Annotated in this window: 11 protein-coding genes; 4 read left to right on the forward strand and 7 right to left on the reverse strand. The window is 40.1% G+C overall.

Translation table 11 applies throughout. The features are described 5' to 3' along the window. Positions 1 to 142 precede the first annotated feature (142 nt). From CDO33_RS14105 to rlmD, 4 genes are all read right to left on the reverse strand, one after another. Entirely contained in the window at positions 143 to 2,626 is a 2,484-nt protein-coding gene (locus tag CDO33_RS14105) for an HD domain-containing protein (RefSeq protein WP_103080930.1), read from the reverse strand. A gap of 139 nt (positions 2,627 to 2,765) precedes the next feature. Next, positions 2,766 to 2,918: a hypothetical protein gene (locus tag CDO33_RS14110; RefSeq protein WP_242974818.1), complete on the reverse strand. Its 153-nt coding sequence runs from the start codon at positions 2,916 to 2,918 to the stop codon at positions 2,766 to 2,768. A gap of 131 nt (positions 2,919 to 3,049) precedes the next feature. Then, positions 3,050 to 4,591 (reverse strand): ATP-binding protein, encoded by a 1,542-nt coding sequence (locus CDO33_RS14115; protein ID WP_103080929.1) that lies wholly within the window; start codon positions 4,589 to 4,591, stop codon positions 3,050 to 3,052. 473 nt (positions 4,592 to 5,064) lie between these two features. Next, the gene (gene rlmD / locus CDO33_RS14125) at positions 5,065 to 6,432 is read right to left on the reverse strand and encodes a 23S rRNA (uracil(1939)-C(5))-methyltransferase RlmD (RefSeq protein WP_103080927.1); all 1,368 of its coding nucleotides are present in this window, start codon (positions 6,430 to 6,432) and stop codon (positions 5,065 to 5,067) included. A 558-nt stretch (positions 6,433 to 6,990) separates the two neighbouring features. Here rlmD and CDO33_RS14130 point away from each other — a divergent pair. Next, complete coding sequence (locus CDO33_RS14130; RefSeq protein ID WP_103080926.1) at positions 6,991 to 7,920, forward strand: M23 family metallopeptidase; 930 nt, start codon at positions 6,991 to 6,993, stop codon at positions 7,918 to 7,920. Between the two features lie 50 nt (positions 7,921 to 7,970). Then, complete coding sequence (locus tag CDO33_RS14135; protein ID WP_103080925.1) at positions 7,971 to 8,429, forward strand: bactofilin family protein; 459 nt, start codon at positions 7,971 to 7,973, stop codon at positions 8,427 to 8,429. Here CDO33_RS14135 and CDO33_RS14140 read toward each other — a convergent pair. Then, a complete protein-coding gene (locus CDO33_RS14140; protein ID WP_103080924.1) occupies positions 8,416 to 9,081 on the reverse strand; it encodes a sporulation protein YunB in 666 nt (221 codons plus the stop codon). The genes CDO33_RS14135 and CDO33_RS14140 overlap by 14 nt on opposite strands. Positions 9,082 to 9,308: 227 nt before the next feature. Here CDO33_RS14140 and CDO33_RS14145 point away from each other — a divergent pair, with 227 nt between their 5' ends. Then, positions 9,309 to 11,903, forward strand: coding sequence for a transglycosylase domain-containing protein (locus tag CDO33_RS14145; RefSeq protein ID WP_103080923.1), 2,595 nt, complete (start codon positions 9,309 to 9,311; stop codon positions 11,901 to 11,903). A 296-nt stretch (positions 11,904 to 12,199) separates the two neighbouring features. On the opposite strand, the gene mrdA is transcribed toward CDO33_RS14145, so the two are convergent. Together mrdA and CDO33_RS14155 are read right to left on the reverse strand one after the other, a co-directional pair. Next, positions 12,200 to 14,323 (reverse strand): penicillin-binding protein 2, encoded by a 2,124-nt coding sequence (gene mrdA / locus CDO33_RS14150; protein ID WP_103080922.1) that lies wholly within the window; start codon positions 14,321 to 14,323, stop codon positions 12,200 to 12,202. A 318-nt stretch (positions 14,324 to 14,641) separates the two neighbouring features. Beyond that, on the reverse strand, positions 14,642 to 16,144 hold the full coding sequence (locus tag CDO33_RS14155; RefSeq protein ID WP_103080921.1) for an ADP-ribosylglycohydrolase family protein: 1,503 nt from the start codon (positions 16,142 to 16,144) through the stop codon (positions 14,642 to 14,644). Between the two features lie 465 nt (positions 16,145 to 16,609). On the opposite strand from CDO33_RS14155, the gene CDO33_RS14160 reads away from it, so the two are divergent. Then, on the forward strand, positions 16,610 to 17,887 hold the full coding sequence (locus tag CDO33_RS14160; protein WP_103080920.1) for a M1 family aminopeptidase: 1,278 nt from the start codon (positions 16,610 to 16,612) through the stop codon (positions 17,885 to 17,887). Positions 17,888 to 17,892 lie beyond the last annotated feature (5 nt).

The following is a 17,892-nucleotide window of genomic DNA, read 5'->3' on the forward strand; positions in this document are numbered from 1 at the left end:
CTCCTCCTTTCACGCAAAAAGCCGCTTGCTTTATTTGAAATAAAACAAACGGCATATATATGAAAAAAAGAATACAGACAAAAGCTGCATCCTCTTTTCATTACATTAAATGATAGAGTTATTCATAATAAAAATATAAGCATCATTTTTTAAGCAAACTATTATCCTCTGGGTAGCACGTAAAAATAAATTTTTTTAACAGCTCCTTTTCCTCGATATCTAAATTTCCGTTTTCATAAATCCACATATGCATTGCTTTCCCTATCGCATATGAAAGTTCTTTGCCTTGCTGCTCACTAATATTGTTTCTTGACACATTAGGAATTATTTTCTTATTTGTAACATTTACAACTAGCCCCTTTAATTCTATTCCTTCAACCAGAAAGGGAATTTTGATCCTAGCGCCTGAAATTAAAACATTCTTAATGTATATAAAGTCCGTATAATTAAACCAGTACATACCCTTAAATCCGATATCCGTATTGTAAGGAAGAATTTTATCGCCAGTACCGTGAATAACCTTCTTTTCTTCTAAAAAAGTATATGTTGGAGCGTTACTGGAATGTCCAACCTGCCTTCTAAAGTCTGATAAAGTGTAATTCCCAACGATACGATCATAGCCATTGTCGATTAGCACAGAATCGTTATATAATGCTGTATTGGCTGCTATAATGTTTGCATTTTCATAATTGATTTTACCCAAAGCGGCATCAAAGTCTTCTAAAACGTCATATGCTTTTTCGAAATCATCTTCTTCAGATGACGCTATTATAGGTAGACGTAAAAACTTAATTGTACCATCTTTGATATATTCTTTTAATAAGACAGGAGAGCTTACATCTTGCTCTGGCAAGATCTCATTTCTGGCTTCATGATATATAAAACTTTCATCAGCATATATATCAGAGAAATTTTTCCAGTATGTAATGCCTTTATAATTGAAGTTTAAAGCCACTTGAATTCCATCAAAATACTTATCTAGTCTTATGCTTTCAGGATATATTGAGCCAAATTGCTGAAGTTCTATAACTTTAGGAGTTGTTTTCCCGTCTTTTGAGCTTATTAAACTTATGGGAATTTGGCAATCAATAAAATTTTTCTTTATAAAAACTTCTACATTATCTTGACTATTCCCAAAGACGGAAATAAATTGATCATAATCAAGAATTATTTCCGTTCCCTGCGAACGTGGTACATCTTCATACGTCAAGCAAATATATTCACTACTTTTTTCAAATTCAATTTTGTTAGCTCTATTTTCACCATAATATTTTGTAATAACATTTACTTTATCTGACAGCATAAAGCATGCTAAAAACCCTATTCCATAATTTCCAATAGGCGTATATTTATTTCCTTTAAACAAGTAATCATCTGAAACATAATAAGAAACGCCTACATTTAAGAAATACTTTTTCAAAATATCAACTGACATTCCTCGGCCATTATCAAATATAATTACTTGTTTTCTATCCTGATCTAAAATGATATTGATAAAAGGTTGGTATGGACTGTACTTAAATTCATCTTTGTTGTTTGCCTCCTCTTGCATAACCATACAAGCGTCTATGGAGTTTTGAATTAATTCCCGTAATCCATATTTTTTATCTCCATAGATATTTTCACCCATTAGCAAACTTGTAACGGCTTTATAATCAAGAGAGAGCTTGAAATCAGAAAAGTTAAATCCCTTTGTCCTTATCTTGTTATGTACCATCGTGCTTATGGATAAAAGATACCTTTTATCTCGAAAGGTTTCCGAGTAATCAACAGCTCTTTTTAATTCATCATTTATTGAATCAAAATACTTAAGGAGCTTTCTATGTATACTGGGATTTGAACTCTCGCCATAAAATTCTATGTTTTTTCTTCCGGTTTTTGGATTAACAGCGATCTTGTCTTTATTCTCAATAACAAAATGCTGCTTCCATTCTAAATCACCATAATCCTTTGGACTCAAATATTGATATAAATAAAGAGGCGCTCTTTCTTCATCTATATCCAAATAATCAGCTATTCTGAGGAGTAAAGCAATATATTGAGAATTCAACGTCCAATTGCCTTTCATTTGGTCAAGAGATAGATTACTTGTGATCCACTCAAAGTTTTCATTGTGTGCTGCACATATTTTTGCTACATCATCTTTAAAAGAAATGTTAGTATAGCCTGGCACAATGAAACATTCGTTATCCATCTTCATAATGTGATTATATGATCTCATACCATGAATAGGACGGATACATTCCTGTAACGCTACAGTTTCATCCCTATATTTCTGTAGAACTAATGAGTATTTTCTTTCTGTGATGTCTCCCTGCTCTTTTTTGATGTAATCAATTTCTTGTTCACTAACAACCATTCCAATATCATGGAGTAACGCTGAATAAAGCATAACGACTAGTTCCAAATCGCTAAGTTGATCCGGATAGTCACATAAATCATACATATAGTCTGCTACATTTAGAGAATGTAAAATATCATGTCCAGTATAGTTTGAAAAGACACGATTGATCTTGGGTAAGAAATTTACTGCGTAATCGTATATTTTAATGACTTTATCTAAAAAAGAGCTATTCCTACTTAAAAGTAAAGAATATGCTTTCGTATCTTTAATTGTCTTAGTCATAAGATTTTCCTTTCTTGTGTATATCCAGAATAGCGATACTCTTACTCATATACGTTCATTTTTACTTTAATACACGTGCATATACGAAATTAAATATCATTGTTTTTAATCTTTTTATATCTACTATCTTGGGGCTTTCTTAAATCTTTAGGTATTGCCCAACTACTTCCAAAGCGAATAACTCCTTGAATTTTATTTTGTGCACATAATACCTGACATGGCGTACAGTAACCCCCCAGTTTACCGATGCTTCTTTAACTGTAATATATTCAATTACTACATTCTCCCCCATAGGAATTATTTGGCACAAGCTAATTATATATCGCTTTTGCGAATAATAAAAGACATTATAACTGCTATAGAATATAAAAAAGGAAATGTCAGATACAATCAACACTCCCATAACATTATCAAACTCTTGTTCTAACCTATACTGCATTGCAATGTTTGAATAAATTCTCTCATAAGGCATATAGAATCTCTTAGCTGTTCAAAGGTATATCGAGGATTATGTTTATTTTCAGGGTGATGGATCTGGTGTCTAATATATTCGGTCAGAATTATCTGCTCTTCTTTTGTACTACCGTTTCGGAGAATCTTTATATACCTCATTGTAGGTTTTCCTGCTTTATAGGCTTCTAGTTGCCCTTCGGCCTCAATAAAGCCATAAAGCTCATTATGATATTCTTCCGTAACTTCAGAAAATGCCAGAAAATTTACTTCATTTAGGGAGGGATAAGGTAATTGACCTGGTAAAACAGTTTCAACTGTTTTCGATCCGCAATTAGCTGAGATTAAGCGTAGGTTCTCAAAATTTAGTTCCTTTACTAAGCTTGCACTATGGGTCGTTATAATTACTTGTGTGTTAGGAGATTCTGCAAGCGTTAAGAAAGCTCTGATCAATGCTTTTTGGTGTTCAGTGTGTTGTGATGTCTCTGGTTCCTCAATCGCATAAATAATGCTTGTACTATTTCTATCTTCTTTTCTCCGTTCTGCTTCCGCTCTGAAGAAATTTAGAAGAATTAGCCGTTTGACACCACTTCCCCTTTTATTAATTGGAATCCCCTCATCACCTGAAATAGAAACGTTTTTAAAGACATCTCCCCACTTAAGGCTTTCAACAGATGGGATTACAGGGTTCAAACTATTAGCTACATCAGGGTTCATCTCTCGTAACTTTTCAAGCGTTCTGTCAGACACTTCTTTAAGCTTAGTTTCTACTTCACAAGCAATTTCACTGAGTGTTTGTCTTAACACGTCGTTGTTCAAGATTTGCTTAACTGCTTCCTTAAGTGGATCCTGTACCTCGCTATCACCATCGCTATTTTTCCTATCTGACTGAAACAAAGTGTAAACTGGCAAATAGCTTTGAAGTTTCTCCCAAATGGATTTTGTATCGCCTTTTGTAACATCAAGTTCTATTTCAGCTAATTGCAAATCTTGATTGTGATGATTCCAAATGGCTGCTCGCATAACAGCTTTTCTGTTTCTATCAAGGCACTGTATTTGCTGCTGATCAATGATTGTCCTAAGCTCTGTATCAGTTTTTTGAAGTAAATCTTTACATTGTGGATTGGTCGGGTGATATGCCCTTACATATACCTTTTCCTTACCAGCATTGGGGTATTTTTTAATAATCTCAAGCTGATTGCTTGAATTAACTAAATACTCATCATGTAGTGTTGTTTCATTGGTAGCGTCAATAATGATATTAGTCGGAAGCTCTTCAAAACAAACAGTAATGCATATTTCGGAATCACCTTCTGAAACGGCTTGTTTATTAATATCATCTTTATCTATCTTGACAACCCCTTTGCCTTCATTAAAAAAAATATCCAGTGCTTCTAAAATACTTGATTTCCCAATATCATTCTTTCCTACAAAAGCAGTTAAGTCACAGAAATCTATAGACACTTCATCTTTGTAACTTCTAAAATTTTTTAGTTTAACTGTTTTAATCTTCAATAAAATCTCTCCTCTCATTAAATTCTTTTCATCTTTCAGAGGAATAGTTTTCCATATCATTAGTATATTAGAAAAGGAAAATAAACACAATTAGTTTGTAGAAAATTCTGTTAATTCAAAAATAATTGTCAATTCAAGTAAAGTAAATACAATCTTATTCTAAGTAAATATTATTTTTCTACTGGTTTTTAATACTGTTTTCTGCTTACTGATATTACAAATTTTATCGATAAAAAAGAGAACGCCGTCCAGCCGACATTCTCTTCATTATTACCCATTCTCAAATTACCCCACACTGCGTAATATATACCATGTCTAAACACTCTACTCAATCCACTGCATAAACATGTCTACACACTCGAGGTCTAGCACTACAGAAACATCAATTTTATTTTTCAAAACCTTATTTCTGAAATCATCACCATCCGTTGTAAACGTAGTGAATTTCACAAAGTGCTGAAAACTCAGGATTTCTAAGTATCTTTCCTTTGCATTCCTATTACGCACTCCACATGCGGCGTGAACGGGAACATATCCACCGGCTGCGCCTCCACCGCCTTATACCCATTCTCATCCAGATAATTCAAATCCCGGGCCAGCGTTGACGGATTGCAGGAAACATAAACTATTCGTTTCGGCTCCATGCTTACCAGGGTCTCCAGCAACGTCTTATCACAGCCCTTGCGGGGTGGGTCCACCACCACTACATCTGCCCGTACTCCCTGCTTGTACAATTCCGGCACCACTTTTTCCGATTCCCCTGCGATAAACTCCACATTTTCCACGCCGTTTAACTCTGCATTCTTCCGGGCATCTATGATGGCTTCCTCCACCACTTCTACCCCATATACCTTCTTTGCCTTTTCGGATAAAAACAGGGATATGGTCCCTATACCACAGTACAGGTCAAAAACCGTTTCCTCCCCCGTCAATCCTGCATACTCCAGAGCCTTGTTATACAGCACCTCGGTCTGGACTGGATTGACCTGATAAAAAGAAAGGGGCGATATGTTGAACCTGTACTTTCCGATATAGTCGGATATAGTGTCCTGTCCGAATATCTTTATATTTTTTCTCCCTAAGATGACATTGGTGTTTTGGGTGTTCACATTCAAAAAGACGCTCTTGACTCCGGGAACATTTTCAACAAGCATGTCCACCAGTTCACGCTTATGGGGAAGATCCTCACCATTGATGACGATTACAACCATCACTTCCCCGGTCTTAAATCCGGTACGGGTCACCACATGCCGGATAAGCCCGGTTCTGCTAATCTCATCATAGGCGCTTATACCGTAGCGTATAATGAAATCCTGAACGGTGTACTTTACCTTGTCGCTGTTTTCATCCTGAATGCCACACTCATCGCTTTTTATGATATCATGGCTCCTTTTGGCATAAAATCCTACCGCCAGCTCGCCTTTCACCGAACCCACGGGATACTGGGCCTTGTTTCTGTATCTCAGGGCATTTTCCATGCCTATGGTATCATGCATAATTACATTATCAATTTTGCCTATCCTCTGCAGGTTTTCCCTGACCAATTCAGTCTTAAACTCCAGCTGGGCAGCATAATCCATATGCTGCAGGCTGCACCCTCCGCAACGTTTGTAAGCGCTGCAAAAGGGTTCCACCCGGTTTTCCGATGGAGCAAGAATATTTAAAAGCTTTCCCACGGCATAGCTTTTATTTACCTTTATTATCTTTACTTCAACCTTTTCACCTTTCAGCGCACCATCTACAAATACGGTGAAATTATTGATACGCCCTACACCCTGACCCTCATGGGTCATACCTGTTATTTCCATTTCATAATTTTCATTCTTTTTTATATCAACCATAGAGGCTACCTCCACATGCTAATGTTCAAGCATTTTTTATTATATACAATTTATCCGGACATTCCTATATATATTTGCTTTTGGACAGCTCAATCAAATGAGCGCATTTATTCCGCAAGTTCTCAAAGCACAAAGCATGTTATTTATAAATGATATTTTAAGCACTCTCAATCCTTCCGATAGATGCTCATGTCGCTCAAATTCTCGCTCAAAAGCAAAAAAAAAGTCCCGAAATGGGACCGCAAACAGTGAATCAGTGTGCCATATTCATAATTATTCCAGCTTATAATAAATTTATACATTTGATTTTAAAATTATTACATAAATTTTGAAAATTTTAAAAAACTCCTTCAAAGGTGCATGCCAGTTGAACCTGCGTTGACATAAACAATTATGGAAGGGAATGGTAATACCCCCCAAACCATTGAAAAGCGTAAGCTCACATGCATCAAAGGCATCATATCCATGCTTGCCTCCTCGAACGGGTGGTCCTATTGCAATTTTACCTTTTTCTATTTAAAATAAGTATAAACAAACATTTTCATATGGTGGTTCAGAATGGAGACAGGTAAAGCAAAAAACCGAAAGAAATACATATCGGTAGTACTGATTCCCCACTTTAATTCCAGGGTTAGAACCTTTAAATTCTCTTCCCCCTATTCCAAACTCATTACATTTGTTTCTATATTTTTCTTGTTTCAGACTGCTTTCATTTTTACTTTTGCCCGCATCTACAATGAAAACAGCTTATTGAAAAAAAATATGACAGAAATCTCAGCGGTAAATGAGGAGCAGAGAAATCTTTTGGAGGAAAAGATCAAGGAGATAGATATTCTTGTGGAAAACAACGATAAAATGAATGCTGCGATTGAAAACTTCATGATCAAATATCAGGAAATATCCGACACCTATATTGAGGACAGGTTGGACAACTTAAAGCTCAACCCCTCATCCAGAGGAATGGATCGTTCCTTTATAAATGACATAGATGAGCTTAAGAAACTCTTAGACAATCTGCAGAAATTAAATGCGGTCAAATCTGACAAACTCGAGAAGCTGGCCGAAACTGAGAAAAAACTCAAGGATTATATGGATTCCATGCCCACCCTATGGCCTACCACGGGTGAAGTCAGTTCCCAATTCGGATCCCGCAAGGACCCGATCGCCACATGGAAGAAGTCTTTCCATACAGGGCTGGATATAGCAGCGGATTATGGCGCAGACATTAAAGCCTCTGCCTCCGGGAAGGTGATAATGGCCGGTAGAACAGAGGTGTACGGCAACACAATTGAAATCGACCATGGCCATGGAATAACGACTTTTTATGGCCATGCATCCAGGCTTCTGGTCAAAGAGGGACAGACAGTAAAAAAAGGCGAAGTAATAGCCAAAGTAGGCAGCACGGGAAGAAGCACAGGATCTCATCTGCATTTTGAAATCCGCATAAACGGCAATGCGGTAGATCCGCTGGAATACCTGGACGATTAGCCCGAAGCAAATTTTTCAGATTCACTTTATATGCAAAGGATGGGATGAATATGATAGGAAGAAAAACCAAGCTTAATCCGGAAAGCGTCGACACTTTGATAGGTACTGATACGATACTGGAGGGCAATATTGAAACCCAAGGCTCCATCCGCATTGACGGCAAAGTAAAAGGTGACATAAAGGTTGCCGGAGATTTGTTCATTGGCGACAAAGCTGTTATAAACGGCAATATATATGCAAACAATGCTGTTTTATCTGGCACTCTTGAAGGCAACATCCGCACGACGGGAGTTTTAAAGCTAAACTCCACGGCAAGGCTCTATGGAGATATAGAGGTTCGCAGCTTTGTCACGGATGAAGGGGCCATATTCAGCGGAAAGTGCAGCATGCTTGAATCCAATGATTCAGACAAATCCTCCGGAAAGGATTCTTTAAAAAAGTCCGCTCCTCCAAAGGATAGCAAAAAGGGGGAGAATACATCAGAGGATAAAAAGGCTAATCAAAAATAATCTGCCTTACCAATCCTGTATCGGTAATAATAGCACCGGCTACCGGTATTTCTACGGTAAACCGATGTTTTTTCCATGAAAAGGGCATATCCATACCTACGGTTGTTGTTATCTGCAAATATATTCTGTGTACAACCGTCTCCTTGCCATCTCTGTCAAACTCCGTCCGGAAGTTAGCCTCTGTGTGCCCATGCTGACGTATACCCACGAATATGCATGGGCCAATATCCGCCAATACCCGGCTTCCCAGCAGGTTTCCAAAGGATATGTTCAGCTTTCCTCCTCCGAACATGTCCAGCTCCTTTTCTATTGCAGAAGCTATATGTAGAGAAATCGGATTAAGTACGGCGTTTTTTGTTTTTATGGATTGAATGCTGCCGTCTTCGCTGCGGATTATGCCGGTTATATTGTCGTATTCCAGCTCCCGGGCAAACTGTGTGCTTATGAGTTCTACCGCCAGGGCTTCCACCTTGTTTTTCAGCTCCGGCACAAAATATTTTTCCATATACCCGATTATGTTTTTTTGCACATAAGAGAACAGCAACATTAATATAATTATTACAAAGGCAATTCTTGAATATATATGAATCTTTTTCGCATTACGCCGCCTTATATACCAAAAACGCCGGTATACAAGCGTTGATCTTATCATGTCACACCACCTTTACCTACCAATATATGATTCGGACAAGTTTTGTGTGAATGAATTTTAATTATTACATTTGTTGGCAATAATTAGGATGGGATATATTACAATTTTGTGTCATATTACATAATCCGCCACCTATGGGATAATTGAGTTAGGAAAATAACAGCTTTTATGCTATAATGTATAAGATGATTTTAAGTTTACGCACTTAATCTTTTAAGGAGGCATATATGGATCCTAAAACAAAAACAAATACAGGCGGAAAGCCGGTTAAGAAAGCTAAACAGAGTCCGCCTGCTTTGAAATTTATTAAAACCGTATTCAAAATCCTTTTTATAATGATATTGGCTTTAATGTTTGCAGGCGCAGGCATAGCCGGCGGTATGCTCTACGGATACATAAGCACTGCTACGCCCATAACAGCTGAGGATTTGGCTTTCACCCAAAACCTGACGACAAAAATATATGACAGGGATGGCAATGAGATAGATAAACTGACCGGTTACGACAACCAGGACAGGATACTGGTGTTTGATAAAGACGGAGAGATACCCCAGTATCTCAAGGATGCTATTGTAGCTATTGAAGATGAACGTTTCTATAATCATAATGGTGTTGACTGGAAGAGGACAATAGGTGCTACCATCAATTACTTTGTCCCCTTCGGCGGTAGCTTTGGCGGAAGTACAATAACACAGCAGGTAGTGAAGAATATTACCGGCGATGATGAAAGAACTCCCAGGAGAAAAGTGCAGGAAGCCTGGAGAGCCCTGCAGCTGGAAAAGAGATATGAGAAGTGGCAAATACTCGAAGCTTACATGAACCTGGTATATCTGGGAAATAGCTGTTATGGAGTGCAATCAGCTTCCTACAAATATTTCGGCAAGCCTGTAAAGGAACTGTCCCTTGCCCAGTGCGCCAGCCTGGCGGGGATTATTCAAACACCTGGAAAATATGACCCCTTCACCGAAGAAGGAAGGAAAAACAATAAAAAACGTCAAGAGCTGGTACTGGGCAAAATGCTGGAGCTGGGGAAAATATCCCAGGAAGAGTATGACCTGGCTATAAAGGACGACCTTGAGTTCATTGAAAAAAGCACGGTAAAGGCTACCAGCAATAAAGTAAACTCATACTTCGTTGACCAGGTTATAAGGGATGTGTTGAAGGATTTGGTGGCTTCAGGCCTGGATGAAGAGTATGCAAAGCTCAAGCTCTACAGCGGAGGTCTTACTATAAAAACTACCGTGGATATGGATATCCAAAATGCAATGGACCAGGTTTTCAAAGATCCGGAAAACTTCCCCGGTGGTGAAAAGCAAGGGTATACTCCTCAAGCTGCCATGGCTATAATTGACCCAAAAACCGGTGAGATTCTCGCCATGTACGGCGGAAGCGGCGAAAAAACAGCCGATCTTACTCTTAACAGGGTTACGCAGATGAGAAGGGCTGCCGGTTCCAGCTTCAAGCCCATAGCCGTATATGGCCCGGCTTTAGACCAGCATCTTATCACAGCTGCTACAGTGATCGATGATGTGCCGGTATATATGAACCCACAGAAGCCCGAACAGAGATATCCCGTTAACTTTGCAGAAACGATCAACGGGGTATATGCAAGGCATTATCGAGGCCTTATATCCATCCGCACAGCTGTGCAGAGGTCGGTGAATGTAGTGGCTGCAAGAGTTTGGAAGGACATACTGGGAGGGGACTTATCCTTTGAGTACCTCAAAAAGTCCGGCATAAGCATGGAAGGTGAAGGCAAGTATGTTTCCATCGCCATGGGTGGTCTCAGCAATGGGGTCAGCCCCCTTCAAATGACTGCCGCCTATGTGCCTTTCGTAAATGAGGGAATCTATATGGAGCCGATAACCTATACCCAGGTTCTGGATAATGACGGTTCGGTGCTTCTTGACAAGAAAAAGACCGAATCCGTCAAGCAAAAGCAAACAATTGTGTATGATGAAGCAACTGCTTTTGTTATGACAGACCTGCTCCGGTCTGTAACAGCTTCCGGAGGTACTGCATCCTATGTGAAACTCACCGACGTAAACGGCAAGTCCATTCCTTGTGCAGGAAAAACAGGTACGTCTGAGGATGACGTCGATAGATGGTATGTGGGCTATACGCCGGATTTCGTTGCTGCCGTATGGTATGGATATGATAAGAACATCACAGTGGAGCTTCCATCGGGATCGCGAAACCCTGCAGCCAACATATGGATGAAGGTTCTCCAGAATGTTTATGACAGCGAAAAGCTGGAATCCAGGGATTTTGAAGTTCCTGAAGGAGTAGTCAAAAAGCAGGTTTGTGCATATTCCGGCAAGATACCGACGGAATTGTGCTCCAAAGACCCGCGAGGCAATGCCGTAAGGACCGAGTATTTCATAAAAGGAACCGAACCTAGAGGCAATGATAAATGCGATGTGCATGTGTCGGCCAAGATTGACATACATTCCAAGGACCTTTTCGGAAGGCCTCTGCTGGCCACTGAGTACACACCTTTGAACGAGGTGGAGGAAAGGGTGTTTATACTGCGAAGAGAGCCTTATAAACCGAAGAATCCAGGGGATCCATATCCGCTGGACTGGAAGTATGAGCTACCTGTAGAATACAGCGACCGTTATACATCACCTCCCAAGGTGGAAAATAAGAAACCGGCACAGTCTTCCCCATCGGGAGAGTCTTCCTCCGACGGCACCTCGCCCAATAATGACGGCAGCCAAAACGGCAAGAAGGGTGAAAATGGGCTCTCAGATTTCATAAACAGGCTGGGAGAAACATTGCAAGATATAATCAAACCGGATAATGATAGGAATACAGATTAAATAGCAATTTCACACATTTATTTGTAAATCATAAGGAGGTATAAACCCTGCGTGCAGAGTTCATACCTCCTTATATTATATGTTTTCAGTCATTTATATTTTCAGCTATTTTCCATGTGCATTAAATAAACTCCAGGAAATTTTATCCTTTAAGACAAACGGGAAAGCGGAATATATCGCATAAGTTTGCCATGATATAGTTTACCATGTATTAATTCCTCAACCGAACTCCGACAAGAAATGCAATCATATTCCGGCAATCGCCCTTCTTCTGTTTTCTATCTCTTTTTAATTCCTTACCGGGTAAAAACAACTTCATCCTGCGTCAATGTATCACCAGTGTTGTCTTTATCATTGAGCTTAAAGTATTCTGTCATAATATCCCTGGCGACTTCGGCAGCATAATATCCGAAAACACCGCGTTCTATGACTACCGCAACAGCTATCTCAGGCTTTTCAGCCGGAGCAAAACATATGAACACACCGTTATTGGAATGGTTGGGATCGTATTCGGCCGTGCCTGTCTTACCGGCAACTTTATAGGGGAAATCCCTGAACACAATGTCCGCCGTACCTTCTGTAGAGTTGGCAACAGCAAGCATGCCTTGCTTTATGGCATCCAGTGTTTCCTTTTTTACCGGTATCTGCTCATATTCCGGTTTCCTTTCCATTACAACCTTGCCGTCGGCACTTACCACTTTTTTTATGACATAGGGGGTATACCTCTTTCCTCCATTGGCAATTGCGCTGGTGTAGTTAGCCAGCTGAAGCGGAGTATAACTGTTGTAAAGCTGGCCTATGGAAGAAAAGGCGGTAAGAACACTTCCCCATTGGTAGTCGAAGTTTTTATAATGAAACTCCTTGTTGGAGCGGGTTCCTTTGGCTTCTCCGCCTAAATCTATGCCGGTATACTCTCCCAGTCCGAAATATTTTACCCATTTATCAATTTTCTCTATTCCCATCTGCATTCCCAGCTCATAAAAGTACATATTGCATGAAGTAGCCAGCGCATGCTCAAGGTCGATGGGACCATGGTTTCCCCACCGGGTGCTGAGGTTGTACTCCAGGCATTTAAGCTGCACTCCCTCCACTATCTTTACGCCCACATCGTTGATCTTTGTTTCGGGGGTTATATATCCCTCTTCAATGCCTGCGATACCAACGACCGGCTTAAAGGTTGAACCGGGAGGGTAGGTGGCCGATATAGCGCGGTTAAAGAGAGGCCTGTTTTCCGCATCATTGTTCCATTGGTATATTTTCTGCTGCGCCTCTTTATTCTTTGCACTTTCGATATAATATGAAGGATCATAGCCGGGATAGCTGGCCATGGCCAATACTTCGCCGCTATTTACATCCATTGCCACAACGGCTCCGGCAAAAGCATCCCCCAGGTTCTTGGGAGAAGTTTTTCCATTCCTTCTTTCCCTGATATCCGTTATCGTTCTTTCCAGGGATTCCGCCGCAACCTTCTGCAAGTTCATGTCTATAGTCAGTATGACATTATTTCCCGGTATAGCAGGTTCTCCATCCAATTCCTGGGTAAACCTTCCTTCCGTATCAACCTCTACCCGTCTTTCTCCATCCTTTCCTCTCAGCCATTTTTCAGCAGCCCGTTCTACTCCTGTCTTTCCTATCAGGTCGTTCATTCCATATCCCTTTTCTTTGTTGGCTTCATACTCCTCCGCGTTTATAGCGCCAACATATCCGATGACATGGGATATCACGTCCGCATCAATGTACTTACGGAAAGGCTCAATAGATGTGGTGACCCCGGGAAATTCCCGGTACCGCTCCTCTATCTCCGCCATGGTTTCCTCCGATACATCCCTGGCCAACGCCACAGGATTCAGCATGCTGAATCCTATGATCTTATGCCGGAGAGTCATTATCTTATAAGCTTCTTCATCCGTGTACTTATCATCGATCTTAAACTTTTTCTTCCTCAGGTATTGGAATACATCCCTTGCTGTTTTGAGCTCACTGGCATCCTTTTCATTAAGCCCGATTTCACTCACTATCCTGGCTATCGGATTCTCCAGACTCTTAACTGCCGAACCGAACTCTATAGGGTTGAAGGTGATGAATTTTGAGAAATCCTTATAATAATCATCATTGTTTTTCTCAAAAATTTTCACCAGCTTCAGCAGCATTTCATTGAGCTCCTGGTCTTTCAAATCCGCATTTACAATCTGGATTGTATAACCCGTCCTGTTTATCGCAATCGGTATTCCGTTGGTATCAAATATTTCACCACGGGATGCCACAATCTTGCTTTCGTTTAAAAGCCGGCGCTGGGATTCCTCATCATACAATTCACCGTGTATGATCTGAAGGTTCACCAGCTGTGCCGTTATAATCGCTCCCATCAAAATAAATGCTATGGCCAATATATTATATCTATCCTTTAATTTGTCCTTCATTTTTTATCTCCCCTATATACTTATCTCCAGTATATAGACATCGTTAAATGTGATATGTAAATTTTCGTTTACCCTTTCATCCTTGATAAGTTGATGTCTTTTTACTATAAAAGTATATATAAAAACAAAGGCCTTTTCAACATGTCTATAGCTTAATGGTGGCGTCAATTTGCTGCAAGGAAAAAAGTACCGGAAGCACCCTTAATTTATTTGTGCAGGCATTTCCAGCAAGCAAATTCGCAATATCAAAAAGGGAGCGGAAATTACCGCTCCCTCCTAAAAACAACTGCATAGCTTAAACAGGTCAAGCGTTCATCCTTATGTATTGTAAATCAGAACTACAGGTACCAGCATACAGGTTGAACGGCCTTCCACGGTTGCTTCAAGAATCAGCCGGTTGATGTTTTCCACATAATCTCCCGCATTTATCTCAAAATCAAAAGTTACACTGCCTCCATTGTCCCGATGGATAATGTACGCACTTGCACGCTGAGAAGGTGAAATAGTGAAGCCCTGGGGCAGGTGCCAGCGCAAATTGACACGTTCAGGTATGCGGTAAGTGTTTTCAATAGTTATTCGAATGCTTTTTGATTTGTTTTCCTGAATATAAGGGTCTCCTTTATAGTCGATATAGATATTAAAGAAATCAAACTTATAAACAGGCCCGTTAAAGTGGGAAAGTATATATTTGGCGTTTTTCCCTGCATACAAGCATTCTTTGGATAGGTCCGAGAGATCCGTTTTTTCGGAGCTTATTTTCAAAGGAGCATCTTTTTTTGAGGTAACCTGCTTCGCGATGTTCACAATCCTATCGGAAAGAGAAAAAACATCCTGAGGAATAAGGCCTCCGTAATTTCCCAGGTCACCTATATTGAGACATGCAGTTTTAATACCTGTACCAATGGGCTCAATCCATTCTTTCGGTATGTAGTCATATCCGTTAATAATACCAAGTATTGCCCCTACTGTAGCTGCCGTACAGTCGGTATCCTCCCCGCAGTTTACAGTCATGCAAAGGGATTTTCCGAAATCACCTTCACCATATTTAAGGCCGCATATTACCAGCGCAAGATTCGATGGAACCTCCCATCCGAATCTACCGCCATCCAATCCCTTGGCAACATCCTCTTCGGATATGCTGAAATAAAAGCCTCCTTTAAACTGCCTGATTATCTCATCCCTCGCTTCAAGCAGCGGAGTTCCCTTTGCATAGAGCTCGCAGGCGAGTTTCACAGCTTTGGCACAGTCACATTCCGCCGGGATATAGCTTAAAGCGATATCAATAAGCTTATCTATATCCTTTTCTACAAATGCAGCACTTTCCAGGGCGGCAGCAAACATCTCGGCATATACGCCTTCACCGTCACCATGATCTATGATGGCATCCTCGTAAGCATATTTAACGGCAATATCGGGAGCGCCCGGAGCAATGCAAGCCCAAATTTCAGAACGGATGTATGCGCCGCATGAATGCTTGAATACATTATTGGCCATACCGCTTAAGGGCGGCATAAGGCCTGATCGCATGTTAATCTTGGCAGCGCCGTATTCTGCCCAGAAAGGCGTGACATAAGTCTGCCAATATTCCCCCAGCGTCCTACCATTTATATCTATTCCCCGCTCTTCAAGGGCAACAAGCCATAGAAGCTGGATATCCAGATCATCATTAGGAAGAGGCTCCCCCTTCATATCCTGGGTGTAAAAGGTTACATTGTTCACCTGCCTTTTCCATTCCATAGGTGCGCCCAAGGTACCTCCGGCATTTTTGCCCATCCAGCATCCAAGCACCTTGCTGTAGAATTCCTTTTCATTAATGATCATAACTAATCACTCCTCATATTATCTTCATAGACCTATACAAGTCTTGAAATTCTAACCGGTATCATCAGCAAAAATTTTAAGGTAGCCGCCAGGAATGCATGCAAAAAATAACAATAGGGTGAAATATTCGTTTGTGCCTTCTTTACTATGAACTTATATTCCGCTTTACATAAGGTTTTAATGCTATTATACCACAACCTGTAAATCGAAAATAGTTAATTTCCAAATACCCGGATTTAATTTGGGATGGTGAAAAAGCAGGATTAGATATAATGAAAAACAGTATTTGCAGCATTTGAGTTGTAACGGGGCCAGTTAACTTTTGACAGTTCAGAATCGACTATGATATAATGATTTGAAGTGTAATACCAGGTTAAAGAGTCAGCCGGATTGAACTGAGGTTATGACGCTGCAAAAGAAAATCTCTTGGATCAATCCTGATAAGCATTAAGAGGTTATTTACAGATGAAAAAGCTTATTAAAGCAGTACTTATTATTTTGGTTATCGAATTAGCAAGCATGTCATGCCTGATATTATATTTTGCATATGGCGCACAGGGTAACGGCGATGTTTACTATGAAGCGTATCATGAAACTGATATTGCCACCAAACCTGCCGCTCAGGATAAACGTACATATAACATCGAAGCAGAGGTCGAAGTTGCCGGAAATAAAATCCGGGTTACGGAGGATATTTTTTTTGATACCCGGAAGGACAAGCTTGAGCTTTATATTCCTTCTGCCAATGCTGCTGAAACGAAAATCGGACAAGTTGTATCCGACGGAAAAGTAACCAAGGTTGCAAGGCAGGAAGCTTTAATGGAAATCCAACTGGAAAATGCCTGGGATAGCGTGAGAATAAGCTATGAAATACTACCGGGCAGCACCGGAAGCACCATTATTTATAAAGACGGCGACTACTACCTCACCAACTTTCTGATTACCCCGGCAGTATATAAGGACGGAAAACCTGTCCATACCATAAAGAAAGGCTTTGGAGATCCATATATATATGAAATAAACAATTACCATGTGACCTTCAAAACTGAAAACCATCTGAAGGCATATGCGCCGGGCGGCAAAAAAGAGCAAACGTCGGATGACTATAAAATTACCACCTTTGAAGCATCAAATATAAGGGACTTTCCGGCCGTATTGATTGCTGGTGCGGATGTCCATAGCGAAAAGCTGGGAAACGTAAACCTCCATTTTATAAACTCCAGGGAAGCCGGAGAACATGTAAAGGAAGCCTTCAGCTTTGCGACGGCAAATATAGGAGAATACCCTTATGATGATTTCTATGTGGTAAAGGCTCCGATTTCGATAAGCGGAATGGAGTTTTCAAACATGATTTTTATATCTCCCGACTCTTTCAGCAGTTCCGCAAGGTTGAAGCGCATTAGCTACCATGAGGTGCTTCATCAGTGGTTTTATGGAATCATTGGCACCGACCAGCTGAATGAGCCCTTTTTTGACGAAGGACTGGTGGATTACCTGGCAGCATATTTAAGCAATAGCAAAGTAAAAGAATGGAAGAACAGGGATTTTAAAAAGCCACTGAAGGACTATAATTCCAAAAGCGAGTACTATGAACTGGCATATTATGATTCATCAGCATATTTCCATACTATTCATCAAAAACTTGGCAATAATTTTTATAGAGTCTTAAAGGATATTTATAACGATTGGAAATTCAAAATATTGTATTTTGACGACTTCCAAAAATATGTAAGCAAATATTAGGGGGA

It is taken from the genome of Clostridium thermosuccinogenes (assembly GCF_002896855.1).
Classification (GTDB): Bacteria; Bacillota; Clostridia; order Acetivibrionales; family DSM-5807; genus Pseudoclostridium; species Pseudoclostridium thermosuccinogenes.

Excerpts from the sequence above, each read along its gene's own strand:
- CDO33_RS14105 (WP_103080930.1), bottom strand. The coding sequence starts at position 2,626 with ATGACTAAGACAATTAAAGATACGAAAGCATATTCTTTACTTTTAAGT.
- CDO33_RS14110 (WP_242974818.1), bottom strand. The coding sequence starts at position 2,918 with ATGGGGGAGAATGTAGTAATTGAATATATTACAGTTAAAGAAGCATCG.
- rlmD (WP_103080927.1), bottom strand. The coding sequence starts at position 6,432 with ATGGTTGATATAAAAAAGAATGAAAATTATGAAATGGAAATAACAGGT.
- CDO33_RS14130 (WP_103080926.1), top strand. The coding sequence starts at position 6,991 with ATGGAGACAGGTAAAGCAAAAAACCGAAAGAAATACATATCGGTAGTA.
- CDO33_RS14135 (WP_103080925.1), top strand. The coding sequence starts at position 7,971 with ATGATAGGAAGAAAAACCAAGCTTAATCCGGAAAGCGTCGACACTTTG.
- CDO33_RS14140 (WP_103080924.1), bottom strand. The coding sequence starts at position 9,081 with ATGATAAGATCAACGCTTGTATACCGGCGTTTTTGGTATATAAGGCGG.
- CDO33_RS14145 (WP_103080923.1), top strand. The coding sequence starts at position 9,309 with ATGGATCCTAAAACAAAAACAAATACAGGCGGAAAGCCGGTTAAGAAA.
- mrdA (WP_103080922.1), bottom strand. The coding sequence starts at position 14,323 with ATGAAGGACAAATTAAAGGATAGATATAATATATTGGCCATAGCATTT.
- CDO33_RS14155 (WP_103080921.1), bottom strand. The coding sequence starts at position 16,144 with ATGATCATTAATGAAAAGGAATTCTACAGCAAGGTGCTTGGATGCTGG.
- CDO33_RS14160 (WP_103080920.1), top strand. The coding sequence starts at position 16,610 with ATGAAAAAGCTTATTAAAGCAGTACTTATTATTTTGGTTATCGAATTA.